The sequence below is a fragment of the Acinetobacter sp. BIGb0196 genome, from assembly GCF_011759595.1.
Lineage (GTDB): Bacteria > Pseudomonadota > Gammaproteobacteria > Pseudomonadales > Moraxellaceae > Acinetobacter > Acinetobacter guillouiae.
Map to the genome: position 1 here is coordinate 1522448 of NZ_JAAOZA010000002.1, position 26272 is coordinate 1548719.

The 26272-nt window shown below is 41.2% G+C and carries 23 protein-coding genes; 20 read left to right on the plus strand and 3 right to left on the minus strand.

From position 1 onward, the window contains the following. The first annotated feature begins 8 nt into the window (after positions 1-8). From FHR28_RS19835 to FHR28_RS19865, 7 genes are read left to right on the plus strand one after another with little or no spacing between them, the layout of a single operon-like run. Entirely contained in the window at positions 9-1313 is a 1305-nt protein-coding gene (locus tag FHR28_RS19835) for an NAD(P)/FAD-dependent oxidoreductase (RefSeq protein ID WP_166783367.1), read from the plus strand. Next, positions 1313-1909, plus strand: a complete 597-nt coding sequence (locus tag FHR28_RS19840; RefSeq protein WP_166783368.1) for a DUF3261 domain-containing protein — start codon at positions 1313-1315, stop codon at positions 1907-1909. The genes FHR28_RS19835 and FHR28_RS19840 overlap by 1 nt, the downstream gene beginning before the upstream one ends. After that, positions 1893-3107, plus strand: a complete 1215-nt coding sequence (locus FHR28_RS19845; protein WP_166783369.1) for a beta-ketoacyl-[acyl-carrier-protein] synthase family protein — start codon at positions 1893-1895, stop codon at positions 3105-3107. Before FHR28_RS19840 ends, FHR28_RS19845 begins: the two co-directional genes overlap by 17 nt. Beyond that, positions 3104-3529: a 3-hydroxylacyl-ACP dehydratase gene (locus FHR28_RS19850; RefSeq protein ID WP_166783370.1), complete on the plus strand. Its 426-nt coding sequence runs from the start codon at positions 3104-3106 to the stop codon at positions 3527-3529. Before FHR28_RS19845 ends, FHR28_RS19850 begins: the two co-directional genes overlap by 4 nt. 13 nt (positions 3530-3542) lie before the next feature. Next, entirely contained in the window at positions 3543-4268 is a 726-nt protein-coding gene (locus FHR28_RS19855; RefSeq protein WP_004722179.1) for a 3-ketoacyl-ACP reductase FabG2, read from the plus strand. Beyond that, complete coding sequence (locus FHR28_RS19860) at positions 4268-5488, plus strand: beta-ketoacyl-ACP synthase (protein WP_166783371.1); 1221 nt, start codon at positions 4268-4270, stop codon at positions 5486-5488. Before FHR28_RS19855 ends, FHR28_RS19860 begins: the two co-directional genes overlap by 1 nt. 15 nt (positions 5489-5503) lie before the next feature. Beyond that, entirely contained in the window at positions 5504-5938 is a 435-nt protein-coding gene (locus tag FHR28_RS19865) for an excinuclease (protein ID WP_056516332.1), read from the plus strand. Positions 5939-6051: 113 nt separating this feature from the next. Here the strand turns inward: FHR28_RS19865 and FHR28_RS19870 are convergent, their stop codons facing one another. Both FHR28_RS19870 and FHR28_RS19875 read right to left on the minus strand, forming a co-directional pair. Further along, positions 6052-7044 carry an ABC transporter substrate-binding protein gene (locus tag FHR28_RS19870; protein ID WP_166783372.1) on the minus strand — a complete coding sequence of 331 codons (993 nt, stop codon included), beginning with the start codon at positions 7042-7044 and terminating at the stop codon, positions 6052-6054. 3 nt (positions 7045-7047) lie between these two features. Continuing rightward, entirely contained in the window at positions 7048-7635 is a 588-nt protein-coding gene (locus tag FHR28_RS19875; RefSeq protein WP_166783373.1) for an ANTAR domain-containing response regulator, read from the minus strand. Positions 7636-8066: 431 nt separating this feature from the next. Here FHR28_RS19875 and FHR28_RS19880 point away from each other — a divergent pair, with 431 nt between their 5' ends. The 10 genes from FHR28_RS19880 (at position 8067) to FHR28_RS19925 (ending at position 22355) form a co-directional block, all read left to right on the plus strand. Then, positions 8067-9443 carry an MFS transporter gene (locus FHR28_RS19880; RefSeq protein ID WP_166783374.1) on the plus strand — a complete coding sequence of 459 codons (1377 nt, stop codon included), beginning with the start codon at positions 8067-8069 and terminating at the stop codon, positions 9441-9443. A 38-nt stretch (positions 9444-9481) separates the two neighbouring features. Continuing rightward, complete coding sequence (gene nirB / locus FHR28_RS19885; protein WP_166783375.1) at positions 9482-12028, plus strand: nitrite reductase large subunit NirB; 2547 nt, start codon at positions 9482-9484, stop codon at positions 12026-12028. A gap of 92 nt (positions 12029-12120) precedes the next feature. Next, positions 12121-13746 carry a nitrite reductase small subunit NirD gene (gene nirD / locus FHR28_RS19890; RefSeq protein ID WP_034613957.1) on the plus strand — a complete coding sequence of 542 codons (1626 nt, stop codon included), beginning with the start codon at positions 12121-12123 and terminating at the stop codon, positions 13744-13746. A 97-nt stretch (positions 13747-13843) separates the two neighbouring features. Continuing rightward, a complete protein-coding gene (locus tag FHR28_RS19895; RefSeq protein WP_166783376.1) occupies positions 13844-16639 on the plus strand; it encodes a nitrate reductase in 2796 nt (931 codons plus the stop codon). Continuing rightward, complete coding sequence (gene mobA, locus FHR28_RS19900; protein WP_004722161.1) at positions 16636-17271, plus strand: molybdenum cofactor guanylyltransferase; 636 nt, start codon at positions 16636-16638, stop codon at positions 17269-17271. Before FHR28_RS19895 ends, mobA begins: the two co-directional genes overlap by 4 nt. 184 nt (positions 17272-17455) lie before the next feature. Beyond that, complete coding sequence (gene moaA, locus FHR28_RS19905; RefSeq protein WP_151956565.1) at positions 17456-18565, plus strand: GTP 3',8-cyclase MoaA; 1110 nt, start codon at positions 17456-17458, stop codon at positions 18563-18565. Positions 18566-18644: 79 nt separating this feature from the next. Next, positions 18645-18887 (plus strand): MoaD/ThiS family protein, encoded by a 243-nt coding sequence (locus tag FHR28_RS19910; protein WP_166783592.1) that lies wholly within the window; start codon positions 18645-18647, stop codon positions 18885-18887. A gap of 1 nt (position 18888) precedes the next feature. Beyond that, positions 18889-19644, plus strand: a complete 756-nt coding sequence (locus FHR28_RS22175) for a molybdenum cofactor biosynthesis protein MoaE (protein WP_151956564.1) — start codon at positions 18889-18891, stop codon at positions 19642-19644. Positions 19645-19730: 86 nt separating this feature from the next. Next, positions 19731-20654 (plus strand): bifunctional molybdenum cofactor biosynthesis protein MoaC/MoaB, encoded by a 924-nt coding sequence (gene moaCB, locus FHR28_RS19920; protein ID WP_105713024.1) that lies wholly within the window; start codon positions 19731-19733, stop codon positions 20652-20654. A gap of 645 nt (positions 20655-21299) precedes the next feature. Then, a complete protein-coding gene (locus FHR28_RS19925; protein WP_171527382.1) occupies positions 21300-22355 on the plus strand; it encodes a carboxymuconolactone decarboxylase family protein in 1056 nt (351 codons plus the stop codon). Between the two features lie 131 nt (positions 22356-22486). On the opposite strand, the gene pcaU is transcribed toward FHR28_RS19925, so the two are convergent. Beyond that, complete coding sequence (gene pcaU / locus FHR28_RS19930) at positions 22487-23311, minus strand: IclR family transcriptional regulator PcaU (protein WP_056516298.1); 825 nt, start codon at positions 23309-23311, stop codon at positions 22487-22489. A 251-nt stretch (positions 23312-23562) separates the two neighbouring features. Between pcaU and FHR28_RS19935 the strand changes: the two genes are divergently transcribed. The 3 genes from FHR28_RS19935 (at position 23563) to pcaF (ending at position 26266) form a co-directional block, all read left to right on the plus strand. Beyond that, positions 23563-24246 carry a 3-oxoacid CoA-transferase subunit A gene (locus FHR28_RS19935; RefSeq protein WP_151956562.1) on the plus strand — a complete coding sequence of 228 codons (684 nt, stop codon included), beginning with the start codon at positions 23563-23565 and terminating at the stop codon, positions 24244-24246. A gap of 2 nt (positions 24247-24248) precedes the next feature. After that, a complete protein-coding gene (locus FHR28_RS19940; protein ID WP_166783377.1) occupies positions 24249-24902 on the plus strand; it encodes a 3-oxoacid CoA-transferase subunit B in 654 nt (217 codons plus the stop codon). Positions 24903-25057: 155 nt separating this feature from the next. Then, a complete protein-coding gene (pcaF, locus tag FHR28_RS19945) occupies positions 25058-26266 on the plus strand; it encodes a 3-oxoadipyl-CoA thiolase (protein ID WP_166783378.1) in 1209 nt (402 codons plus the stop codon). The last annotated feature ends 6 nt before the right edge of the window (positions 26267-26272 follow it).

Below are 26272 nucleotides of genomic sequence, written 5' to 3' on the forward strand. Positions count from 1 at the left end.
GTGAATACATGAAGGGTTTAGATTTACAACAAACAGATGTGGTGATCATCGGGGCAGGACCATCGGGAAGTTCCGCAGCAGCACTGCTTCGACACAAAGGTTATCAAGTGGTGATCATTGAAAAGCAGCATTTTCCTCGCTTTTCGATCGGTGAATCACTTTTGCCACAATGTATGGTGTTTTTAGAAGAGGCGGGCTTATTAGAAACAGTACGTGAACATGTTGAAGAATATGCATTTCAATTTAAAAATGGGGCAGCATTTTTACGTGGTCATGAATGCAGCTACTACGATTTTACTCAAAAATTTAGTGAAGGTCCTGGAACGACATGGCAGATTAGACGTGCCAATTTCGACCATCTTTTAGCACAGCAAGCTGAACAATATGGGGCTGAAATTCGTTTTGGACATGAGGTTGTTGCAGTTGATGTAGAGCTTGATCATCCTGTATTAACGGTTAAAGATGAGCAGGAAAATATCTATCAAATTCAGGCTAAATTTTTACTGGATGCCAGTGGATTCGGTCGTATTTTGCCGAAACTTCTAGATCTGGAAAGCCCTTCAAATTTCCCAGTACGCCGTGCGGTGTTTAGTCATATTGAAGATGGGATCTTGGATGATCCTGAATTCGACCGAAATAAAATCCTGATTACGGTACATGAAAAAGATCATCGTGGATGGTATTGGTTAATTCCGTTTGCGGATGGTCGCTGTTCATTTGGGATTGTTGCTGAACAGGATTTCTTTGATCATTATGGTTATATCTCTGATGAGCCTGAAGCCTTATTGGCTTTATTTAAAGATATTCTTGCAGATGAGCTGAGTTTGTCGCAGGTACTGCGCAATATGAAGTTTGATACGCCAATCCGTACTTTGGTTGGCTATTCAGCAAATGTTAAAACCTTAGCACAGCGTAATTTTGCTTTGCTGGGCAATGCGGGTGAATTTTTAGATCCTGTATTTTCATCTGGGGTGACCATTGCACTCAAGTCTTCAAGTTTGGCGGTACCTTTAGTCGATCAAGTCTTACAAGGTGGGCAAGTAGACTGGATGCAAGAATATGAAAAACCTCTGCGTAAAGGAATCAAAGTATTTCGTGCTTATGTAGAAGCATGGTACGACGGTGAGTTTCAAGATGTGGTATTTTCAAAAAATCAAAATGAAAAAATCCGTCGTATGATTGCATCATTATTGGCGGGTTATGCTTGGGATGAAACTAATCCAATCTATCGCAATGCACGACAACGCTTAAATACCTTGGCTGAGTATTGTCGTCAGGATCTGGAACAGAGCAAAATACTTGAGAGCGAATAATGCAAATTTGGTTAAAAGCAATGAGCATCAGTCTGTTGTTAGTGCTTGGTGCCTGTCAAAATATGTATCCACAGCCACAAGGTCTGGTTCCTGTGGTTTGGTCTGCTGATCCAGCCTTGGCGCATTATCAGCGTCAAGATCAAGTTGAAGTTGTCTGGAAAAATCAAAGTTTTAGCTTTTTACTCTACCAAGAACAACAGGCAAAAAACTTGCAAATGTTTGCATTAAGCTTAACTGGACAGCAATTGTTTAGACTGGATTTCGATGGTCAAAAAGTGCAGGTGCATGAAAGGATAAAACCGATGCGTTTGTTACCCTTTGATTTTGTGGTTCGAGATATTCTGTTTGCAACTTATCCTGATTTTGCAAAAAATCATTTAGAAAATGTTAAAGTGAAACAGTACGTTGATCAGACTGAAATTGAGATCGATCAAAAAAATGTTTTAACGATAAAAACGCGTGCTGATCATATTGAGTTGGATAATCTGCAAGTTCCTTATCAAATGATCTTTAGTCCTGTGGAAAATACTTTGAAAGACAATTCATTAGAGCAAAGTGAAGTGGAAGATCAGCAAAAAAATGACAAAAAAGATTGATTTAAATCATCCCGCTGTAGGCATTCATTGTTCAGCCAGTTTATCTGCTTTAGGTGATCATCCTGAGCAGGTCAAGGCACAATTGACCTCTTTGGAAAACAGTTTAACCCAGAATAAATCTTTGATTTTTGATCAGCCTGTATGGGTGGGTGCTTATGCACATCCGTTATGTAGCGATATTCCAGTTGCGCTGCAAAACTATGACTCGCGTAATTTACGTTTTGCCTTGACTGCGCTTGCACAATGTGAATCTCAGTTACGTGACTATGTGGCTAAGTTTGATAAAAAGCGCCTTGCAATCATTGTTGGGACCTCAACGTCAGGTATTTCGGACAATGAACCCTTATTAAAAGCCTACTTTCAAGGCCAAACTGAGACCGTGATTCAACAGCAAAAACAGGAAATGGGTAATCTCGCCAAAGCTTTGCAAATCTATTTGGGCTGGGATGGTCTTGCGTATACGATTTCTACGGCCTGTTCTTCAAGTGCCAAAGCTTTTGCCAGCGGGCAACGGTTGCTTAATGCAGGGCTTGCCGATGCTGTATTGGTGGGTGGAGTAGATACCCTCGCTAAACTGACCTTAAATGGTTTTAACAGCTTGGAAAATTTGAGTGTAGGTATCTGTAGCCCATGTGGATATCAGCGGGATGGGATCAATATTGGTGAGGCCGCAAGCTTGTTTTTACTCAGTAAAGAACGAGCACCGGTCATGTTGATTTCTGCGGGGGAATCTATGGACGCATGGCATATTTCTGCACCGCATCCAGAAGGCAAAGGTGCTGCAACTGCAATGCAAAAAGCACTGGATCAGGCACAGTTAAAAGCTTCAGATATTCAATACCTTAATTTGCATGGCACCGCAACCACGCACAATGATGATATGGAAATTAAAGCAGTCCGACAGGTCTTTCAGGACTATGCTGTTCCATTAAGTAGCACTAAGCATAAAACCGGACATTGCTTGGGTGCTGCGGGTGCGTTGGAAGCCTATATTTGTACGCAAGTGCTTAAAGATCAAAACTGGTTACCTCTTCATCAAAATGGCGTGATTGATCCTGAATTGGATGATCAGCATTACGTTGAACAGGATGATTCAACTCAAACTGCTCAATCTGATTCTGTGCGTTTTGTGATGAGTAATTCATTTGCCTTTGGCGGTAGTAATGTCAGCCTTATTTTTGGAACTGAAATCAGATGAGTTTAGATGCTATTCAATTTATTCCGCATGAAAAACCGATGGTTTTTGTTGATCAACTGCTTGAGTTAGGTGAGAATTTTGCACTTGCCAACCTAACCATTACACCTGAATTGATGTTTAGTGATGAACATGGTTTGCCGACTTGGAGTACTATTGAACTCATGGCACAAACGATTAGTGCCTTTGCTGGTGCAAAAGGACAAAAAATGGGGCAAACGCCACAAATTGGTTATTTGCTCGGAACACGCAAATTAAATTTACCTTTGGCTTATTTTGAATTTGGTAAAACATTGACCATTCGAGCTGAACAACAATATTTACATGAAGGCTTGGCACAATTCTCTTGTGAAATAAGCTATGAAGAACATAAAATTAGCGCAGTTTTAAGTGTTTATGAACCACCTGTGAAAGCTGAGCAATAAGTAGGAATTAAGTGTGTCGAGAAGAATATTAGTGACGGGATCTAGTCGAGGGATTGGCAAAGCAATTGCTTTAGCTTTAGCAAAATCTGGTTTTGATGTGGTTGTGCATGCACGTTCTAGACGTGCTGATGCTGAGCAAGTGGTCGCTGAAATCCAAGCTTTGGGGCAAAACAGTTATGCGCTACTTTTTGATGTCACACAACGTGAAAATACCCGACAGATACTGGAACAAGATATCGAGCTTTATGGCGCATTTTATGGTGTGGTGCTAAATGCAGGTTTAACCCATGATGGTGCATTTCCAGCTTTAACCGACAATGACTGGGATGAAGTAATTTCGACCTCCTTGGATGGTTTTTATAATGTATTGAAACCTTTAGTGATGCCGATGATTCGTCTAAAACAAGGCGGGCGTATTGTCACGCTTTCTTCTGTTTCCGGCATTATGGGGAATCGTGGTCAAGTCAATTATAGTGCGGCAAAAGCGGGATTGATTGGTGCGACCAAAGCTTTGGCTTTAGAATTGGCAAAAAGAAAAATAACCGTGAATTGCGTTGCTCCGGGGTTAATTGAAACGGAAATGGTCACTGAAGAAGTAAAAGAACATGCTTTAAAAATGATTCCATTACAACGTATGGGACAGGTCGATGAAGTGGCGCATACGGTGAACTTTCTCTGTTCTGATCACGCAAGCTATATTACTCGGCAAGTGATTTCGGTGAATGGGGGACTGATTTAATGAAACGTGTTGTTGTGACGGGAATGTCGGGAATCACCTCACTGGGTGAAACGGCAGATGAAATTTTTGCCCAATTCCAAGCGTCAAAAAATGGCATTCGTGCGATGCCTGATTGGGATATTTATACCGATCTGCGTTGCAAAATTGCAGGCCCAGTAGCGCATTTTGAGGTTCCTAAACATTTTAATCGTAAAGTGACGCGAGGGATGGGACGAGTTGCATTGATGTCGGTGATTTGTGCTGAAAAAGCATTGGCAGATGCAGGCTTGATCGATCATCCTATTTTGAAAAGTGGTGATGCTGGGGTTGCTTTTGGCTCCTCTGCGGGGAGTGTCGATGCAGTCAAAGAGTTTGGGAAAATGCTCATAGACAACGACATGGGTCAGTTAAATGCGACTACGTATATCCGAATGATGTCACATACCAGCGCTGTGAATATGACGGTTTATTTTGGTTTAAAAGGTTTAACCTTACCCACATCAAGTGCCTGTACTTCAGGTTCAATGGCCATCGGACAGGCATTTGAGGCGATTAAATTAGGTAAACAAAAGCTGATGCTTGCGGGTGGTGCTGAGGAACTCAGCGCGACAGGTTCAGCAGTATTTGATGTGTTGTTAGCCACCAGTGGGATGAACGATACACCTGAAAAAACACCACGTCCATTTGATAAAAATCGTGATGGTTTGGTGATTGGTGAAGGTGCTGGCTGTTTAGTGCTAGAAGAATATGAACATGCACTGGCACGTGGTGCAACGATCTATGCAGAAGTCATCGGTTATGCCAGCAATACTGATGGTGAGCATGTCACTCGTCCAAATTCAGAAATGATGGAAAGATGTATGCGCATGGCACTTAAAGATGCCGCAATTTCTGCGCAAGAGATTGATTATATTAACGCACATGGGACTTCGACAGATCAAGGCGATGTTGCAGAAACTCAAGCCACTGCACGTATATTTGGTAAAAAACCAATCAGCTCATTAAAAAGTTATTTTGGACATACTCTTGGTGCATGTGGTGCAATCGAAGCTTGGCTGAGTATAGAAATGCTGCAACGCCAACAGTTTATCCATACTTTAAATTTGGATGAAATTGACCCATTATGTGGTGATTTGGATTATATCGTGCGAGAGCCACGAGAGATGAATGCAAAAACCATCATGACCAATAATTTTGCATTCGGAGGGATCAACACCTCCATTATTTTAAAACATACTTAAAAGAGGAAAAAAACGATGTCATTTAAACACTTGGTTGTTGTTTCAACTTTATGCTTTGCTGGAATCGTCTCTGCACAAGCTGCGGACACTGTCCATAATCTCAATTTTAAAGAAGCTGTAGATCGAGCTGTGGCTGATGGATTTTTAGATGGATCCGTAAAATTTTATCTTGCTGGAACTAAATCTGGCGGTCAAGTTTTAGAAAAAGCGGTTGTTAGCAATAAAAAAACCAATGGTTTTGGAAAGTCTGCGGAAAAGGCTTGTGATCATGTATTACGTTCAGCATTAATCCAATTGCAAAGCGCAGCAAAAGATAAAGGTGCTAATGCAGTGACCAATATTGTGAGCTATTTCAAAGCAAATGAATCAAAAAACACCACCACATATCAATGTTATAAAGGTACAGCACTTGCGAGTGTGGCTTTAAAAGGCGATATCGTTAAATTCTAAGCTGTAAACATGTGCCAATGTCTAGTAATCTTTTAGAATAAGATATGGATATTGGCTCATACTTTTGAATCTATTAAAAAAAATAATATTTAACGATTAAAAATTTCATTAGCCTATTCAATTAAATGTCCTGTGCATTGTGTCGAAATATTTTTGATTTGTGCAGTATCGAGTTCTAAGTTATCCCATTTACACATTTGTTGAATAATCCATTCAAAATCATCTGGTTTAGGTCGGTCTTGTGTACCAAAAGAGCGAATAATATTTTGTATTTTATGAAACGCATAGGTATGCACCAAATGTGAACAGTTAAAGCGGATAATCTCGCTGTCTTCTAACATGTGCCATATCGGTTGTAGTGATTGCAAGGTGCTTAAATCATGCTGTGCTTGCTGAATTGCTGTCTGCAATGCATTTAAGGTATTCGGATGCTTGTTAGCCCATTCATGGGTGGTCGCCAAAACTTTATCCGCGACTTCAGGAATAATCTGTTTACTCTCGGCAATCACATAACTATAACCTTCAATCTGCGCTTGGATATTCCAAGGTTCACCGACGCAGAATCCATCAATGAGTTGTGATGAAATCGCATCCACCATATAGGAAGGGGGCAGTGTGGATGGTTGATATTTTTTGGCTAGCTCTTGATCTGCCAAAGCCAACCATTCTCTTAAACAATAATGGTGGATGGACTGTTTAAACACATGGGCCAGTTGTATTTTATCGCCTTGTTTTAAGGCTTGAACCACTTTTGCTGCTGACTCTTGAGCGCTATCTTGTATGTGAATTTTTAATTCATAACACAATTTTTGGCTCAAGCTGATAAATGCACGATTGGTACTCAACACCAATGAGGTTTGTAAGGGAATACCCAGTTGATCATTGCCTGTCGCAGCAGCAGGAAGCATGGCAGAAAGACAATGTGCGGCATCTAAAATACCAAAAGCTAAACGGTCACGTAAACTGGCCCAAGAAGGCTCTTTCACCAACGTAACATTGAGGCCTTGCTCGGTAAAATAGCCTTGATGTTGTGCCCAAAGTATTGCAGTGCAATCCAGCAAAGGAATATAGCCTAATTGAATGTCTGTGGTTTCAAGTGTGTTCATTGTTTATTCCTTGAAATTAGCTTGTAGCAAGGCTTGAGCATCGATTAACTTTCTTGCCATTTCCCCCATGGTGATACGGTGACTCATGGCATTTTTTCGTAACAAACTGAAGGCTTGTTCTTCTTCAATTTGATGCATCTGCATCAGCATCACTTTGGCTTTTTCAATATCTTTTCGGTCTGCTAGTTTGCATTTGGTTTCATTGAGATCTTTCAAGAGTTTTTTATGTTTTTTAAATTGCTCAATCGAAATTTCTAAAATACTTTCCAGTTTTTCAGGATCAATACCATCGATAATATAGGCAGTTACACCTGCTTCAATGGCACTTTTGATGGTGTCTTTTTGCGAGTTTTTAGTGAAAAGCACAGTGGGCAAATCAAACTGACTTACGCAGCTTTCAATAATATCTCGATGTGGATGGTCCATATCCAGCAAAATCACATCGGCATGTAAGTGTTGAAGATCTGTACTGTTTAAATGGTCAATCATCAGGCATGCGACCACCTCGAAACCATGTTCGATCAAAGATGATTTGATAAAAGATGCCCGCTCTATATCATCATCGATCAGGGCAATTCTTAATTTTGGCATGTCGCTACTCAGATCTGTCCTGACATGAACTTTCAGCATATAAGCAATTTAGATGCCAATATCTCGGATTAAATTTGCTGTTTAAAATCATAGTCGCAGGATGTTAAAGAAAAGTGATGCACTTTATTGACGCAATTTGCCTCCTAAACATGCAGTTTTATGATTTACATTTTATCCACACAGACAGAAAACATGATGGTTGATTGCGCTATTTATGCACGACCATTAAATCATAAGTACTGAGTATTCAAGCAAAATAAAAAAATATATAGCCAAAATATAAAACTGGCATGAACTATGCATTGGTTTAATCCAAGTCAAAGAAGACTTTCAAAATTTGTAAGACGGCCAACGACGTCCGTTCTGATCGTTACTGATATGCCTCGTGCATAACAGCAACTTATATGCGTTCAGTTCAGGAGATCGAAGCTATGTCTTCAAATTTAGATGCGAAAAAAGCGACAAAAATTCATCTTTTCAATTTTAGCAGCGCAGCAATGCGAGCCTTCCATATGAGTTGGCTCGCCTTTTTTGTCTGTTTCTTTGCATGGTTTGCCTGTGCGCCGTTAATGCCTGTTATTGCAGGTGAATTCCATCTGACTAAAGATCAAATTGCCAATATCAATATTGCCGCGGTTGCCATCACGATTTTAGTACGTCTGATTGTCGGTCCCTTATGCGATAAATACGGTCCTCGTAAAACCTATACCGCATTACTGATTATCGGCAGTATCCCTGTATTTGGTGTGGCATCTGCCAATAGTTATGAATCCTTTCTATTTTTCCGTCTATTGATTGGTGCAATTGGTGCCAGCTTTGTCATCACGCAATATCACACCAGTATTATGTTTGCGCCAAATGTGGTGGGAACTGCAAATGCAACCACCGCAGGTTGGGGCAATGCGGGTGGTGGAGCAACTCAAGCCTTGATGCCATTGATGCTTGCTGCACTGGTGATGTTTGGTGTTGAACAAGCCATGGGATGGAGAATTGCGCTGATTGTACCTGGTGTGATGATGTTAATCGTCGGTGCAATGTATTGGAAGTTTACTCAAGATTGCCCACAAGGTGATTTTAAAGAACTTCGTGCACAAGGTCTGCATGTAGGCAGTGATAAAAAAGGTGGTATGGCGATTTTAATACATGCTGCAAAAAACTACCGTGTCTGGATTCTATTTGGTGCTTATGCTGCTTGTTTTGGTATCGAAATTTTTATTCACAACATTGTCGCAATGTACTACGTGGATCATTTCAAATTTGGTTTAAAAGAAGCGGGTATGGCCGCAGGGATTTTTGGTTTACTGGCACTGTTTGCCCGTGCACTTGGCGGTATTGTTTCAGACAAGGTGGCGACTAAAAAAGGTCTCGATGGTCGTACTAAAGTATTGTTTGCCATGATCCTGTTAGAAGGCGTATTTCTGATTGTCTTTTCTCAAATGAATACCGCAATTCTGGCGATTTTGGTCATGACAGTATTTGCTTTATTTACCCATATGGCTTGCGGTGCGACCTATGCACTGGTTCCATTTATTGATCGCGATGCTTTGGGTGGTGTGGCTGGCATTATCGGTGCAGGCGGTAATGTCGGTGCTGTTGCTGCTGGTTTCTTATTAAAAGGCATGTTGGATATTCAAACGACGCTGATGGTTTTAGGTGGTCTGGTGGTGATTGCTGCAAGTTGTGTATTGATGATCCGTTTTTCGGTTGAACATAAAGAGAAAGAGCAAAAGTTATTTGAAGCTGCGGTACTTGAGCGAAATAGAATGGAACAAAATGCTGTAAGTCTTAAACAAAACAGTGCGACTTAATTGAATAACAAGAGCAAAAACAATCGAGGAGAATCGATATGAAATTAGTGATGATTGGTCATGGAATGGTTGGGCACAAATTTATTGAATCTGTGCTGGAACATGCAGGTGATGAAGTTGAAATCACGATTTTGGCAGAAGAACCCCGTTTAGCTTATGACCGTGTACATTTGACTGAATATTTTACAGGGAAGTCTGCAAAAGATTTAACCCTCTGTCGTGCTGACTTTGCCGATGCTTATGGTATCGACCTGCGCTTAAACACCAAAGCCACTGATATAGATACCTGCAATAAATGCATTACCACCAATCATGGCGATGTGATTAGCTATGACAAATTGGTGCTTGCGACGGGTTCCTATGCTTTTGTTCCACCAATTTCAGGTCACGACCGTAACAACTGTTTTGTTTACCGTACCATTGATGACTTGGATGCGATTCGGGCAGCGAGTTTATCGGCAAAATCGGGTGTGGTCATTGGCGGTGGTTTGTTGGGTTTGGAAGCTGCCAAAGCGCTTCGTGATTTAGACTTGGAAACCCATGTTGTTGAATTTGCACCCCGATTAATGGCAGTACAAATTGATGATTTGGGCGGAAAAGTTTTACGCGCCAAAATTGAAAATTTAGGCGTGAAAGTCCATACCCAAAAGGCCACTTCATCTATAGAAGAGGGTGTGAATAGCACCCATGTGATGAAGTTTGCAGATGGTTCAGAACTTGAAACAGATATTATTCTATTTTCAGCAGGGATTCGCCCACGTGATGAATTGGCGCGCCAAAGTGGTTTAGCTTTAGGTGAGCGTGGTGGTATCGTGATCAACGATTACTGCCAAACCTCAGATGCAGACATTTATGCAATTGGTGAATGTGCCTTATGGAACAATAAAATTTATGGTTTAGTGGCGCCCGGTTATGACATGGCACGGATTGCGGCAAAACATGTGATGCAACAAAGTTGCCCTACATTTGTTGGCGCAGACATGAGCACCAAGCTAAAACTGATGGGTGTCGATGTGGCATCGGTAGGCGATGCGCATGCCATGACTGCAAATGCATTGAGCTATTTCTATGCCGATGAAGATGCAATGGTCTATAAAAAGATCGTGGTCAATGCAGAGAAAACCCAATTACTAGGTGCGGTACTGGTCGGTTGCGCCAAAGAATATAACGACTTATTGCAAATGATGCTCAATGGATTGGCTGTACCTGAAAATCCAGAAAGTTTAATCATGCCGGGCTATGCACAATCTTCAGCAAAAACGGGAGGTAGTGGTGTAGATTTATTGCCAGACAGTGCCACGATTTGTTCATGTAATAACGTTTCTAAAGCAGATATTTGTAGTGCAATTGCAGAGGGTTCGACCTCATTAGGTGCGTTAAAAAAATGTACCAAAGCCGCAACCGCATGTGGTGGATGTGCACCCTTAGTGACCCAAGTTTTAAAATCTGAATTACAACGCCAAGGGGTAACGGTCAATAATCATCTTTGTGAACACTTTGCTTACTCACGCCAAGAGTTGTATCACTTGGTACGGGTCAATGAAATTAAAAGCTTTGATGATTTGATTCAACAACATGGGCATGGTTTAGGTTGTGATATTTGCAAACCTACAGTGGCCAATATCTTGGCATCTTGCTGGAATGACTTTGTTCTCACCTCAAATCATGCTGGGTTGCAAGACAGTAATGACTACTATCTAGGCAATATTCAAAAAGATGGTTCTTATTCTGTTGTACCACGTATGGCAGGCGGTGAAGTGACGCCAGATGGTTTGATTGCAGTCGGTCAAATTGCCAAAGAATATGGTTTATATACCAAGCTAACCGGTGGGCAACGGGTAGACTTATTTGGAGCACAAGTCCATCAATTGCCAGAAATTTGGGAAAAGCTGATCAATGCTGGTTTTGAGTCTGGTCATGCCTATGGCAAGTCATTACGTACCGTTAAATCTTGTGTTGGGAGCACATGGTGTCGTTATGGTGTCGATGACTCGGTCGGTTTAGCCATCTTCCTTGAAAATCGCTACAAAGGTTTGCGTTCCCCACATAAATTAAAAATGGCAGTTTCGGGCTGTACCCGTGAGTGTGCCGAAGCACAAAGCAAAGATGTTGGGGTGATAGCCACTGAAAAAGGCTGGAACTTATATGTTTGTGGCAATGGGGGAATGAAACCTCGCCATGCAGAACTTTTAGCTTCTGACCTAGATACGCAAACTTTAATTCAATATATCGACCGCTTTTTTATGTTCTATATCCAAACAGCGGATCGTTTACAACGGACTTCAGTATGGCGTGACAATATGGAAGGTGGTTTGGATTATCTTAAAGATGTTGTTGTGCATGATTCCTTAGGGGTTGCTGCTGAACTTGAACGTCGAATGAGCCATGTGGTAGGCACTTATCAAGACGAATGGCGCACTGCGGTGGAAGATCCTGAAGTACGTAAACGTTTTGTGACCTTTATTAATGCCAAAGCTGAGCAACAGCAAGATCCACATATTCAGTTTGCCAAAGTCCGTGGGCAAATTCGCCCAAAAACTGAATCAGAACGTGATCAGAGCCGTATTCCTGCAGTTGAAGCATAAGCATATGAACACTTGCTTTATTGGCCTTATTCCACAGTTTAAAAACAAGTCTCGTGGAAGATCTGATCAACGTTGTTAAAAGGATAAATACAATGACCATTTTAAAAGATATGAATGAACTCGATTGGCTCGATATTTGTGCATTGCAAGACATTACGCCCAATACAGGTGTAGGCGCATTACTAGGACAACAACAAGTGGCTATTTTTCGGGTAGGCAGTGAAAAGCGTGTATATGCGCTGAGCAACCAAGACCCATTTAGTAAAGCCTTTGTCATGTCACGTGGAATTATTGGTGATTTACAAGGTGAACGTGTAGTTGCATCACCGATTTATAAGCAACATTTTAGTTTAGCTACAGGCCGTTGTTTAGAAGACAAAGATCAAAAATTATTGGTTTTTCCAAGCAAAATTGAAAATGGTCGGGTTTGGGTCAGTCCAACCCCACAAAAAACTTATATCACCAATAATGGTACGGCTCAGGAAAAAATCAATTTAGTTCTGGTGGGGAACGGATTGGCAGGGATGCGTTGCTTGGAAGATTTGCTTGATATGGCACCTGATCGTTACGACGTGACGGTGATTGGTGAGGAGCCTTGGGGTAACTATAACCGGATTATGCTGTCGCCTGTCTTATCAGGGGATAAAACCATTGACGACATTATGCTACATCCCCATTCATGGTATGCCGATAAAAATATTCGCTTTATTGCGGGTGATGCTGCGGTACGTATTGACCGTCCCCGTAAGCAAGTCTATACCGAAAAAGGTGTGGTGGTGAGCTATGACCGTTTGATTTTAGCAACGGGTTCAAAACCATTTATTCCACCAGTCAAAGGCTCAGATTTGGATGGCGTGTTGAGCTTTCGTGATATTTATGATGTCAATAATATGCTCGACTACTGCAAATCTAAAAACAATGCCGTGGTGATTGGTGGTGGTCTATTGGGGCTAGAAGCCGCATATGGTTTAAAGCAACGTGGTATGAATGTGACGGTTTTGCATTTGATGGATCGCATTATGGATCGCCAACTTGATGCTAAAGCCAGTCAAATGTTGAAAACAGCAATTGAGCAAAAGGGCATTCCGATCATCACAGAAGCCAATACAGAAGAATTACTCGGTGAAAATGGTCATGTCACCCAGGTTCGGTTAAAAGATGGCACGCTTTTAGATGCAGATCTGGTGGTTTTTGCCGTGGGTATTCGCCCAAATATGGCTTTGGCACAAAGTGCGGGTTTACGCTGTAATCGCGGTGTGTTGGTCAATGACACCATGCAAACCTATGATCCAAGTATTTATGCAGTGGGTGAATGTATTGAGCATCGTAACCAAACTTTTGGTTTGGTAGAACCTTTATGGGGTCAAGCCTTTATTTGTGCATCACATTTGGCCGAACACGGCAGTTTGACCTTTAAAGCACCGACTGTTCCAACCCAGTTAAAAGTCAGTGGTTGTGATGTTTTTTCAGCAGGCCGCATTGATTTAGAAAACAGTCAACCTCTAGAAGATTTCGAAGACATTATTCTGAATGATGAAAAACGTCAAATCTACAAACGTATTATTATTCAAAAGGATAAAGTCGTTGGTGCGGTACTGTTTGGTGATACAGAGGATGGCACTTGGTACGCTGAATTGATTGCTGATCAAACCCCAATTTCTTCGATTCGCAATAAATTGTTATTTGGTCGGGATTTTGCATTAAAAAAAGCAGGCTGATTTATATCGCTTAACCCCCTTCATCTTAACAGGAGGGGGCGATTAAAAATGAAAGCCATATTCAAGTGAATGTATAGCATTGAGGAGCACAGCAGCAATGAATAGTATCCCTGTAATGGAACTGCCTAGCTCCACAGAACATAAGATCATAAGCACACAAACCACTTGTCCTTACTGTGGTGTAGGCTGTGGTGTCACAGCAACAGTGCAAGACACCACGCTAGGACAAAAAGTGTCTGTGGTTGGCGATGTCAATCATCCCTCGAATTACGGGAAACTGTGTATTAAAGGCAGTAATTTAGCCGATACGCTGGGGTTGGGCACACGTGTTTTACATCCGATGCTTGGGCGTCATCCCCATCAGCAAATCACAGATTGGGATAGCGCAACAGATTTAATTGCCAATAAATTCCAACACTATATCGAGCAATATGGTCGTGACAGTGTCGCATTTTATGTTTCGGGTCAGTTGTTGACGGAAGACTATTATGTGGTAAATAAATTCGTTAAAGGCTATTTGGGCACAGCCAATATCGATACCAATTCAAGATTGTGTATGTCTTCGGCGGTTGCCGCACATAAGCGTGCTTTTGGTGAGGATCTAGTACCTGCAAGTTATGATGATTTTGAACATACTGATATGGTGATTTTGGTCGGTTCAAATACAGCATGGTGTCATCCCGTGATGTATCAACGCATCATGAAAGCCAAAGAATTAAGACAACAAAAGCAAAGTGATTTATTTGTGGTGGTGATAGATCCACGCTTTACTGCCACATGTGAAGCAGCTGATTTGCATTTGCCTATTTTGATTGGTCAAGATGTTTGCTTGTTTAATGGGTTATTACAATATTTACATCAACAGGGTTATGCCGATAGCGCATTTGTTGAGGCTCATACCCAAGGGCTAGATACGGCACTAAAAAGTTCGCAAGCTGAAACAGATATCCAAGATGTTGCAGTGAAAACAGGAATTTCGCTAGAAAAACTCCAGCTCTTTTTTGAAAAGTTTGCCCAAACTGAAAAAGTCATGACCCTATTTTCAATGGGGGTAAACCAGTCTTCACGTGGTGTGGACAAAGCCAATAGCATCATTAATTGTCATTTGTTGACGGGTAAAATTGGAAAGTTGGGCGCAGCACCGTTCTCAATGACAGGACAACCTAATGCAATGGGTGGGCGTGAAGTGGGTGGTCTTGCCAATATGCTGGCAGCACACATGGACTTAGACAATCAACAACATCAACAGCTTGTGCAAAGTTTTTGGAACAGTCCAAGCATTGCCAAACACGTTGGATTAAAAGCCGTTGATCTATTTGAAGCAGTGGAAAGTGGCAAGATTAAAGCCATTTGGATTATGGCGACCAATCCGGTGGTCAGCCTCCCCAATGCCGATCAGGTCAAACGTGCTTTAAACAGTTGTGAGTTTGTTGTGGTCTCTGATATTTGCAAAGATACCGACACCACTCAGTTTGCCGATCTGCTCTTACCTGCATTGGGGTGGGGCGAAAAGGATGGTACGGTCACCAATTCAGAACGCCGTATTTCACGACAACGTGCTTTTTTAGACCCACCTGAGCAGGCCAAAGCGGATTGGTGGGCTGTGGCACAAGTGGCTAAAAAGCTTGGATTTACTGGCTTTGATTTTGCAAATAGCCACGAGATTTTTAAAGAACATGCATTGTTATCTGCCTATCAAAATGCAGAGATTAATGCGCGATCAAATGCACAAAGCTTTCGTTACTTCAATTTACAAGGTTTAACTGATCTTTCATTGGATGAATATGATCAATTGGCGCCCATTCAATGGCCTGTGATCATGCGCAATCAGGCTGAGCATGCATTCGCACAATTGTTTTCACAGGGGCAGTTTAGCCATGCAGATGGCAAAGCTAAATTTATTGCCACGATGGCGATAGATCCAGTCCATCAAAGCAATACTGAATATCCTTTAATTCTCAATACAGGACGGATTCGAGATCAGTGGCATACCATGACCCGCACAGGTCTATCTGCCAATTTAAGCACCCATAAAGCTGAACCCTTTTGTGAAATTCATCCCAGTGATGCATTGAAATATGGCTTGAAAGAAGGCGAATTGGTCGAAATCAAATCGGCTTGGGGCAATTGTGTCTTGCGTACTGTACTCAGTGACAATATCCGCCGTGGACAAATTTTCGCCCCGATTCATTGGAATGATCAATTTGCTTCGGATGCCCGTATTGGCAAAGTGGTCAATCCAGTGGTAGATGCAATTTCAGGCGAGCCAGAATTCAAACATACCCCTGTGCTGATTCAGCCATTTTATACCCAGTGGCAAGGGGTATTTTATGTCCGTGAAGGGTATGAACACATTGTTAAAAATAGCATCGAAAATACGGTGTGGTGGACAAAAATTCAGACCGCCAAAGCAGTACGCTATGAATTGGCGGATCGTCGTCGTTTTACCCAAACTACCCAACATCTCAAACAACTTTTACCCTTTGAGGATGAAAGTTTTGAGTGGTTGAACTTGGAAGATCAAACTGCACACATCAGCCATAGTGTGGTGTTAAAAGAAGGTCGCCTTATTGCAAGTTTATATATCGCACCCAAAGCCTTGTTGCCTGATCGTGATTGGGTTGCCAGTTTATTTAAACGTGATCGTTTAAGTGCGATACATCGTAAAGCCTTACTTGCTGGACAAGCCATGTCGATGGGCAATAGTGAAGGGCCATTGGTATGTAGTTGCTTTAAGGTGGGCAAAAATCGAATTATTCAAACTATTAAAGAAAACAATATTAATCATGAAAAACAAGTGACTGCATGTCTAAAAGCAGGCGGTAATTGTGGTTCATGTCTACCTGAAATTCGCGGATTGATTAAAGCCTGTCAAGCGGAGCTTACACAATGAAAAGAATTATAAAACCCAAGAAAGCCAAGCAATATCCACAAACTGATCTAGTCATTCTTGCGGGCGGTCAGGCAAGGCGTATGAATGGAATCAATAAACTGTTACAGAAATTTGATGATCAAATCCAATTGATTAAGATTCATCAACAACTAAAAAATCGAGTCGCGCAGGTGTGGGTCAATAGCCACCGTGATTATTCAATTTATCAAAAACTTATTCCCAGTTTGTATTGCTATCAGGATGATGAAAAAGGCTTTTATGGCCCGTTGATGGGAATAAAAAGTGCCTGGTCTTATGTGACATCTGACTATGTACTTTTTGTGCCCTGTGATGTGACATTTATTCCACCTGATGTTATTGAAAGCTTACATATGGCTTTAGTGGGTCATCCTTTGGCACAAGTGGCTTATGTCAATATCAATGGCAAAGCCTTATATCCATTTTGCTTGTTAAAGCGCAGTGCTTTAAATCAAATCTGCACTCATCTTGAACAAGGACAACGCAGTTTAAAGGCATGTTTTTCTGATTTGCACGCTCAGGAAGCGTTATTTGAAAATCATGCACTGTTTTTTCACAGCATCAATTCTTTGGACGAATTACAGCAATATCAACAGCTCAAGTTTTTACATTGATTGGCTTGGTTTGGACTCGTTTTTTGCAAATCTCTATTTTTGAGAGAATTCGAGCAGGTTTTAGCTTAAACACATTGGTGAATGATCAAAGTTGGAACACTTTTTGCAATTTCAAGAACAATAAAATAGCGCAGATTTTAAGTTTTAAACAATCTTGAATTTAAATCGTGCTTGGGATGTGTAAATGAATGCAATGACACAATACGAAGTGGGAACGGCTTTTGTCGATCAATATGGTCGTAGCAAGCGTAAACTCCGAATTTCAGTGACAGATCGCTGTAATTTTAAGTGTGTCTATTGTATGCCCGAACATCCTGAATGGATGAAAAAACACGATTTACTCAGTTTTGAAGAACTTTATGTGTTTTGTGAGTTTATGGTGCGACATGGCATTGAACAGATTCGGATCACTGGTGGTGAGCCGTTAATGCGTCAAGGTGTGGTGCACTTTATTGATGAGCTACAAAAATTAAGAAAGCTGGGGCTCAAACGTATTTCAATGACCAGCAATGCACACTATCTTAAACAATACGCAAGCCAGTTAAAACAAGCGGGTTTAGATGACTTGAATATCAGTCTGGATAGTCTAGATCCAGCACAATTTAAGGCACTGACTCAAAAAGAACTACATCCCGTGTTAGAGGGCATTGTCGCAGCACAACAAGCAGGCTTTAAGATCAAGATCAATGCTGTATTGATCAAAGGCATCAATGATGATCAGATTTTGCCCTTAGCACACTGGTCGATTCAACACCATTTTACCGTGCGATTTATTGAATTTATGCCTTTGGATGGTGCTGGTCTTTGGTCGCAAACTAATATTGTCAGTGAGCAAGAAATTTTAGCTCAATTACAGCAGGACTTTGTTGTCACTTTACAGCAAGGACAGTCTTCCGAGCCTGCACGGCAGTATTTTATTGATGGTTATCCGATTGGCATCATTTCGACCATTACCAATTCATTTTGTGGCACATGTGACCGTGTGCGTTTAACCGCACAAGGTGATTTTTATAATTGTCTATTTGCGCCAAAGGGGATCAGCCTAAAAGCACAAATTAAGGCACTGAATCAAGATTCACCTGTTTTAGAGCCTCTCCGATTAGCGCAAACCAGTTCACCAAATGCAGCTGTATATTCGCCAATAACATTAGATTCGCCACAGCATAGGCAATTACAAGATACTTTGTCTGATTATATTTGGCAGAAAAAACAAGGCTTTGATGAGATTTATCAACAGCCAAAATCAAAACATTCATCATCTCGAAAAATCAGTATGTATATGATTGGAGGTTAATATGTCAGATCAATTTACTATTCCAAATACACCAGACTCGGCAAACATTGCCAATCAATTCAAAGATATCCAGCAGCACATGACCGTAAAAATTGAATGCTTTGGTGCAATTGAACGTTTACTGCCGACTGATTTAACTCTGCAATGTGAGTCTGAAATGAGGATTTCGGATGTTTTGGATTATGTGGTACGCGCTTATCCACATGCAGGAAACATGCTTGAGCGTTGTGCATGTGCAATAGGCGAAGAGATTATCCCACGTCAGACCTTATTAACAGCGGACAGTACTGTGGTTTTACTGTCACCTGTTGCGGGAGGTTGATATGCATACATTTGAACAGACGCTTAAACAATTCAACAGAATTCAGGATACAGCCTTAACTCAAGACAGTTTTGACCCGATTCAAGACTTTCCTGAATGCGGTGGCATTGGCATCTTTATTGGAACAGTACGTAATCATCATGAAGGCAAAGCGGTCAAAGCACTGAAATATACCGCCTATGCGCCTGTTTCAGAAAAAATGATTCGCCAAATTGAGCAAGAGATTCAACAAAAATTTGCAGTGGCTTATGTACGGGTTATTCATCGTATTGGTGCTTTAAACATCGGTGAAAAAGCCATTATTGCGATTGCTTATGCAGCGCATCGCCGTGAAGCATTTGCAGCCTGTGAAGAAGCAGTAGAACGGGTAAAACATGAGGTTCCCGTATGGAAAGAAGAATTTTATCTGGATGGCAGTAGCCAGTATGTTGCGGGTTGCTGTATTCGAAAAGATGATGTGGAACAAGATCATTCAGTACAAAAGGATTCATTTCACCACCATGACTGTGAACATGAACATGGCGCTTCTGATGACCATTTATCTCAGCACAATCAACCTCAGCATCATCATTCTCAAGCGCAGCAATCAGCGCATCGACATTCTGAGCACAATCATTCTTTTGCACATCATTCCAAATCTACACATTTAGGGCACACGCATTCAGAATACAGTAGTCAACAAAAGAATCATGAAGCTGAACAGCAAGTGTTGTTAAGCAAACAGTGTGAACAGACAATTTATCAATGGCATATGTAAAAACTTATCGAGCAAACTTCACAAAGTGTGTTCTTCACAAAGTATGTTTTGTCATGTAAAAAATACCGCCATATCAGGAACAGGCAATGAAAAATGTAGGGATGAAAGCAGATAGCTATCGGACAGCAGTAGCAACAGGAATTTTATATGCGCCTGCACATTGCATAGAACTGTTACGCACAGGAAATACTGAAAAGGGTGATGCACTAAAAACGGCACGTATTGCTGGAATCTTGGCAGCAAAACGCACAGATGAACTGATTCCTTTGTGTCACCCTTTACCGATATATCGTGCAGATGTCGAATATGAATTACATGAACAACATGTTGAAATTATTGCAACGGTTGAAACCATTGCTCCTACGGGCGTAGAAATGGAAGCGCTTACCGCAGTCAGTTTAGCAGGCTTAACTCTATATGATATGCTTAAACCACACTGCGAACCTGAAGACTTATGCCTTGACCAATGTAAATTACAACTGAAAAAAGGCGGTAAATCGCATTTTACCCGAACGCTCAAACAGACTTTATCTGCATCAGTGATTGTTTTATCAGATACCGTTGCTTCAGGAAAAAAACCTGATACAGCAGGGCAAAATGTTTTAGAAATTCTTGAACAAGCCAATTTTAGTCAAGTGAACTATCAAGTGATTGCTGACTCTCCAGAACAGTTGTTGGCGTTAATTGAACAACAAAAAAATCATTATCCGCTGATTTTGACGGTTGGTGGAACAGGACTAGGCCCAAAAGACTTAACGGTGGAGACCATTCAACCTTTACTCCAACGCGAAATCCCCGGCTTAATGGAAGCTTCGCGTAGTTTTGGTCAGAGACGTACCCCTTATGCGGCACTTAGTCGAGGCATTGCAGGCTATATTGACACGAGTTTGGTGATTACTTTGCCGGGCAGTCGCCAAGGCGCTAAAGAGTCATTGATTGCGATTCTACCAGCCTTGGTCCATCTGTTTGATGTGCAAAAAAACATTCCACATGTTGGAGGCTATCAATAAATCAGGTTGTGATCGTTTATGATTGAGGGGTAGACAAAGGCTTGATCTCAGTTGATCAAGCCTTGCAGTGACTAATTCACACTCAAAATCTAGGTGCTGAAACTATTCCATTCACCTTAGTACTCTATACACAGGTAATGTATATGGATCAGGGAAGCATCCTTGAAACTCCCTCGAATTTGTTATTTCGACATTGAAAACACTTTCAGCCATAAATCACTTTTGTCATTATGAACACTGTCTAGTGTGATTAAATTTTTAATTATTCTACATAATAAAAAATTATTAAACTTGGATTTGGATAAAAGAAATTATATATTTTTCATTAAAAGCATGTGATTACATGAAGTAAATCAAAAATAATATCCATATTTTATAAACATAGATTAGACTATTGAGTAGTAATTATAAATATTACATTGATGCATGTGATACTATCCAAGCTCGGCTGATTATAACAATGATGTAACGACAACAGCTTATCCACATTTAACTTTGAATGAAATTGTCCAATATTTGGTGATTTGGTCGATATTGGGCAAGAACAACAATAGATCCATACAAAAACGATGATGAGCAATCATTTTATTCTCAGAGGGACTATCGCTTCATTATTTTAAACCATATTAAAAAGAGGAAAAAATGATGTTATTCAAACGATTCACCTTTGTTTTATCTTTTTTATATTTTGGAGCAATGGTATCTGCGCAGGCTGTAGATGCTGTTCATCCTATCGATTCTAAAGTAGCCGTAGATCAAGCTGTTATTGATGGGCTCTTGGCTGAGTCAGCAAAATTTTATCTTGATGGGACTAAATCAGGTGGTCAAATTTTAGGAGTAGAGCGTGTGAGCAATCAAAAAACCAATAGTTTTGCAAAGCCTACTGAAGATGAAATACAGCCAAACAGATATAAACGAGGTTGGGATAAACTCAAAGAAATTGATGGAGAAGCAGGCGAAAAAGTTATTAATAGCCTAAAAGATATTTCGCCTGATTTAGGAACATATATCATCGAATATGCTTTCGGCGATGTCTATTCAAGAGATGGGCTTGACTTGAAATCCAAAGAAATTGCGGTTGTGTCCGCATTGACAGCCATGGGAAATGCGCAACCACAGTTAAAAGTTCATATAAACGGGGCATTAAATACTGGGAGTTCGATTAACGAAGTCAAAGAAGTGATTTTACAAATGTCTGTTTATTCAGGTTTTCCAAGTAGCATCAATGCAATGAATGCTTTAAAAGAAGTTTTGCTAGAAAGAGAAAAACACGGCATTAACGATGAAATCGGAAAAACAGCAAGCAAAGCCAAGCCAACCAATCGATTAAAATTAGGTGAACAAGAATTATCTAACTTGGACAGTCTTCAAGTTGAACGATTAAAAGCTGCTTATAATACTTTTTCACCTGAATTGGTAAAATTCACGCTTGAATATGGTTATGCTGATATTTTTTCAAGAGATAGTTTAAGCAAAAAATACAGACAAATCGCCACGATTTCTGCATTAACTGCGTTGGGGACAGCGCAACCACAACTGAAATTTCATATTAATGCGGGTCTAAACATAGGACTGACCGAAACTGAAATAAAAGAAATCATGCTTTTGATGACCATCTATTCAGGTTTCCCATCAGCCATAAATGGAACTCACGCACTCAAAGAAGTATTAGCAGAGCGTATGAAAAATCAAAACAATTAAACCCATAAGTATTTATGATATTTTCAAGTTGCATTGATGCCGATGAATTGACCTATTAAAATGCACGGCCGTTATAGATGGATCAGGGAAGCGTCACTGAAACTCCTTCGAATTTGTTATCTCAATAGCCATTAAATCACTTGGCGTAAATCCCGCGCTGTTTCTTGCAGTAACGGTAAAATATGCGTAATTAAATAATCTTTGGTTGTACGTATGGTAGGAGAGACAATATTGAGTGCGGCAACAACAACCGCATTCGAGTCATAAATTGGAACGGCTACAGCATGCACCCCCAATTCATGTTCTTCACAGGAATAACACCAGTCCTGTTCTTTAATCTCATGCAGTAATTCTATAAAGGCTTCACTGTCTGTATAGGTATATTTAGTAAGACGCTTTAATGGATACTGGGTAAGCCATTGCTTCTGTTCTTCGACATTTAAATGCGCCAACAAAATTTTCCCCGCAGAGGTTGCATGTGCTGGCAGGCGATTACCTAAATGCAAGCCATACGGGTTAACACGGTCTGTTTGTTGGTGTGCAGCACTACGTGCAATGGTAATCGCTTCATAACCATCTAGCACCATGACGGAATAAATCAGTGAGGTTTGATTGGTCAATAAATTTAATAAGGGTTGGCAAATTTTAGGTAAAGGGGAACCATCTAAATAAGCACCAGAGAATTTAAGGATTTTCGGGGTTAAATAATAGTAATGTCCGTCAAAGTCTAAATAGCCTAAGTATTCTAATGTGAGTAACTGGCGACGCGCTGCTGCACGGGTCATTCCGGTTTTTTCAGCCGCAGTGCTGATATTCAAGCGGTGTCGTTCAGGCCCAAAACATTCCAAAATTGCCAAACCTTTTGCAATCCCTGCAATAAAATCTTCATGGCGAATGATCTTTTTATTTTCAGCATGATGGATTAATCGGGTGGTTTTGTTGTGTTCATCATCCATAACGCAGCTCCTTATTTTAAAGCCAATTGCATTAAAATTATACTCAATCAAAATCAGACTGTTTTAGTGGGATAATGTTCGATCATCGAACATAAAAAATGATGATCGAACAAATTCTGTCTTTAAGCCTAGAAGTAAATATAAAATTTATCAAGAATAAAGATAAGAAATCCGAACAAAACACTCAACTTATGTTTCATCGGTTTCTAGGATGAAACAAATGAGTGATTCATAGTACAGGAAGTAGTCAGATGATTGATAAAAACGCCACCTCATTGACCGAGGTTCTGTCCCACATCAAAGATGGTGCAACCATTATGATTGGTGGCTTTGGAACAGCAGGACAGCCCGCAGAGCTGATCGATGGGCTGATTGAACTTGGCGTTAAAGATCTGGTGATTGTCAATAACAATGCAGGCAATGGCGATTATGGTCTGGCTAAACTGCTTAAATCAGGTGCAGTCCGTAAAATCATTTGTTCTTTCCCACGTCAGTCGGACTCTTGGGTATTTGATGAACTCTACCATGCGGGCAAGATCGAACTGGAACTGGTTCCACAAGGTAATCTCGCGTGTCGTATTCAAGCTGCTGGAATGGGTTTAGGTGCAGTGTTTACCCCAACAGGCTTTGGCACCTTATTGGCAGACGGCAAAGAAACTCGTCATATCGATGGCAAAGACTACGTGCTTGAATATCCGATTAAAGCAGACTTCGCACTGATTAAAGCACATCAAGGCGACCGTTGGGGCAACTTGGTTTATAACAAATCAGCACGTAACTTTGGTCCAATCATGGCGATGGCTGCAGATGTCACCATTGCGCAGGTTTCAGAGGTGGTTGAATTAGGTCAACTCGATCCTGAACACATTATTACCCCAGGAATTTTTGTTCAGCATGTGGTTGCAGTTGATGCAGCCAATGGTAATGGAGAATAACAATGAGCTACCAAAAACTAAGCCGTGACCAAATTGCTGAACGTGTTGCCCAAGATATTCCTGATGGGGCTTATGTCAATTTAGGTATTGGTTTACCGACCAAGATTTCAAAATATCTGCCAACAGACAAAGATGTATTCCTGCATTCTGAAAATGGTTTATTGGCTTTTGGTCCTCCACCTGCCAAAGGTGAAGAAGATCCTGAGCTGATTAATGCAGGCAAAGAATATGTGACCATGCTAACGGGTGGCTCGTTTTTCCATCATGGTGATTCCTTTGCCATGATGCGTGGTGGACATCTGGATATTGCTGTATTGGGTGCATTCCAAGTGGCAGCCAATGGCGACCTTGCCAATTGGCATACCGGTGCGCCAGATGCGATTCCTGCGGTGGGTGGTGCAATGGATTTGGCTGTAGGGGCCAAGAAAGTCTTTATCACCACAGATCATGTGACTAAGCAAGGTGAACCTAAAATTGTTGAAGAACTGAGCTATCCTGTGACAGGTAAGCATTGTGTTGATCGTATCTATACCGACCTATGCGTGATTGATGTGACTACTGATGGCTTAAAAGTGCTTGAAAAAGTTGCAGGTCTGAGCTTTGAAGAATTACAGGCTTTGACGGGTGCTCAGTTGATTGATGCGACACTGGGATAATAAATCCCTCCCTTGCGGAATGATTAAATTTCTCCTAACGGAATGATTAAATCTCCCCTAACCCCTCTTTATGAAAGAGGGGAACTTCTTCTTTTACAAAGAGGTGAGCTGCTGCTGTAGCAGCGCAAGGGAGATTATTTAAGGATATAAACAACATGAAAAACGCTTACATCATAGATGCCATCCGTACCCCATTTGGTCGTTATGCCGGTGGTCTTGCGCCAGTACGCGCAGATGACCTCGGTGCAATTCCAATTCAAGCATTGATACAGCGTAATCCAACGGTAGATTGGCAGCAAGTTGATGATGTGATTTATGGCTGTGCCAATCAGGCTGGTGAAGACAATCGTAATGTTGGGCGTATGTCAGCATTATTGGCGGGTGTGCCCTATCAAGTGCCAGCAACCACTGTGAACCGTCTATGTGGATCGTCACTGGATGCAATTGCCATGGCAGCTCGCGCCATCAAAGCCAATGAAGCAGATTTAATCATTGCCGGTGGCGTAGAAAGCATGAGCCGTGCGCCCTATGTGATGGGTAAGTCGGACAGTGCTTTTGGACGTAGTCAAAAGATTGAAGACACCACCATGGGCTGGCGCTTTATCAATCCAAAACTCAAAGAATTGTATGGTGTGGACAGCATGCCACAAACCGCTGAAAACGTGGCAGAGCAATTCGATATTAACCGTGCGGATCAAGATCAGTTTGCGCTAAACAGCCAACAACGTACTGCGGCAGCACAAGCTCAAGGCTTTTTCAAAAATGAGATTGTGCCTGTCACTATTCCACAGCGTAAAGGTGATGCTTTGCTTGTGGATACCGATGAACATCCACGTGCATCAACCACTTTAGCCGCACTGACAAAACTCAAAGGTGTGGTAAAAGCTGATGGCACGGTCACGGCGGGAAATGCCTCTGGGATTAATGATGGTGCAGCAGCGTTATTGATTGCTTCAGATGAAGCTGTAGAAAAATACCAATTAAAACCACGTGGCAAAATTATTGCAGCAACCACGGTAGGTGTTGAACCAAGAATTATGGGCTTTGCACCAGCGCCTGCGATCAAGAAACTGCTTAAACAAGCTGATCTTAGTTTAGCGCAAATGGATGTGATTGAACTGAATGAAGCCTTTGCTGCCCAAGCTTTGGCGGTAACCCGTGATTTAGGTTTGGCAGATGATGATGCACGTGTCAATCCTAATGGTGGGGCGATTGCCTTAGGTCATCCTTTGGGTGCATCAGGTGCCAGACTGGTGACCACTGCCTTAAATCAACTTGAACAGATCAAAGGTGAATATGCCTTATGTTCAATGTGTATTGGGGTAGGGCAAGGTATTGCATTAATTATTCAACGTGTTGAGTGAGGTATC

Coding starts and splice junctions, on each gene's coding strand:
- FHR28_RS19835 (WP_166783367.1), top strand. CDS start 9: ATGAAGGGTTTAGATTTACAACAAACAGATGTGGTGATCATCGGGGCA.
- FHR28_RS19840 (WP_166783368.1), top strand. CDS start 1,313: ATGCAAATTTGGTTAAAAGCAATGAGCATCAGTCTGTTGTTAGTGCTT.
- FHR28_RS19845 (WP_166783369.1), top strand. CDS start 1,893: ATGACAAAAAAGATTGATTTAAATCATCCCGCTGTAGGCATTCATTGT.
- FHR28_RS19850 (WP_166783370.1), top strand. CDS start 3,104: ATGAGTTTAGATGCTATTCAATTTATTCCGCATGAAAAACCGATGGTT.
- FHR28_RS19860 (WP_166783371.1), top strand. CDS start 4,268: ATGAAACGTGTTGTTGTGACGGGAATGTCGGGAATCACCTCACTGGGT.
- FHR28_RS19865 (WP_056516332.1), top strand. CDS start 5,504: ATGTCATTTAAACACTTGGTTGTTGTTTCAACTTTATGCTTTGCTGGA.
- FHR28_RS19870 (WP_166783372.1), bottom strand. CDS start 7,044: ATGAACACACTTGAAACCACAGACATTCAATTAGGCTATATTCCTTTG.
- FHR28_RS19875 (WP_166783373.1), bottom strand. CDS start 7,635: ATGCCAAAATTAAGAATTGCCCTGATCGATGATGATATAGAGCGGGCA.
- FHR28_RS19880 (WP_166783374.1), top strand. CDS start 8,067: ATGTCTTCAAATTTAGATGCGAAAAAAGCGACAAAAATTCATCTTTTC.
- nirB (WP_166783375.1), top strand. CDS start 9,482: ATGAAATTAGTGATGATTGGTCATGGAATGGTTGGGCACAAATTTATT.
- nirD (WP_034613957.1), top strand. CDS start 12,121: ATGACCATTTTAAAAGATATGAATGAACTCGATTGGCTCGATATTTGT.
- FHR28_RS19895 (WP_166783376.1), top strand. CDS start 13,844: ATGAATAGTATCCCTGTAATGGAACTGCCTAGCTCCACAGAACATAAG.
- mobA (WP_004722161.1), top strand. CDS start 16,636: ATGAAAAGAATTATAAAACCCAAGAAAGCCAAGCAATATCCACAAACT.
- moaA (WP_151956565.1), top strand. CDS start 17,456: ATGAATGCAATGACACAATACGAAGTGGGAACGGCTTTTGTCGATCAA.
- FHR28_RS19910 (WP_166783592.1), top strand. CDS start 18,645: ATGACCGTAAAAATTGAATGCTTTGGTGCAATTGAACGTTTACTGCCG.
- FHR28_RS22175 (WP_151956564.1), top strand. CDS start 18,889: ATGCATACATTTGAACAGACGCTTAAACAATTCAACAGAATTCAGGAT.
- moaCB (WP_105713024.1), top strand. CDS start 19,731: ATGAAAAATGTAGGGATGAAAGCAGATAGCTATCGGACAGCAGTAGCA.
- FHR28_RS19925 (WP_171527382.1), top strand. CDS start 21,300: ATGTTATTCAAACGATTCACCTTTGTTTTATCTTTTTTATATTTTGGA.
- pcaU (WP_056516298.1), bottom strand. CDS start 23,311: ATGGATGATGAACACAACAAAACCACCCGATTAATCCATCATGCTGAA.
- FHR28_RS19935 (WP_151956562.1), top strand. CDS start 23,563: ATGATTGATAAAAACGCCACCTCATTGACCGAGGTTCTGTCCCACATC.
- FHR28_RS19940 (WP_166783377.1), top strand. CDS start 24,249: ATGAGCTACCAAAAACTAAGCCGTGACCAAATTGCTGAACGTGTTGCC.
- pcaF (WP_166783378.1), top strand. CDS start 25,058: ATGAAAAACGCTTACATCATAGATGCCATCCGTACCCCATTTGGTCGT.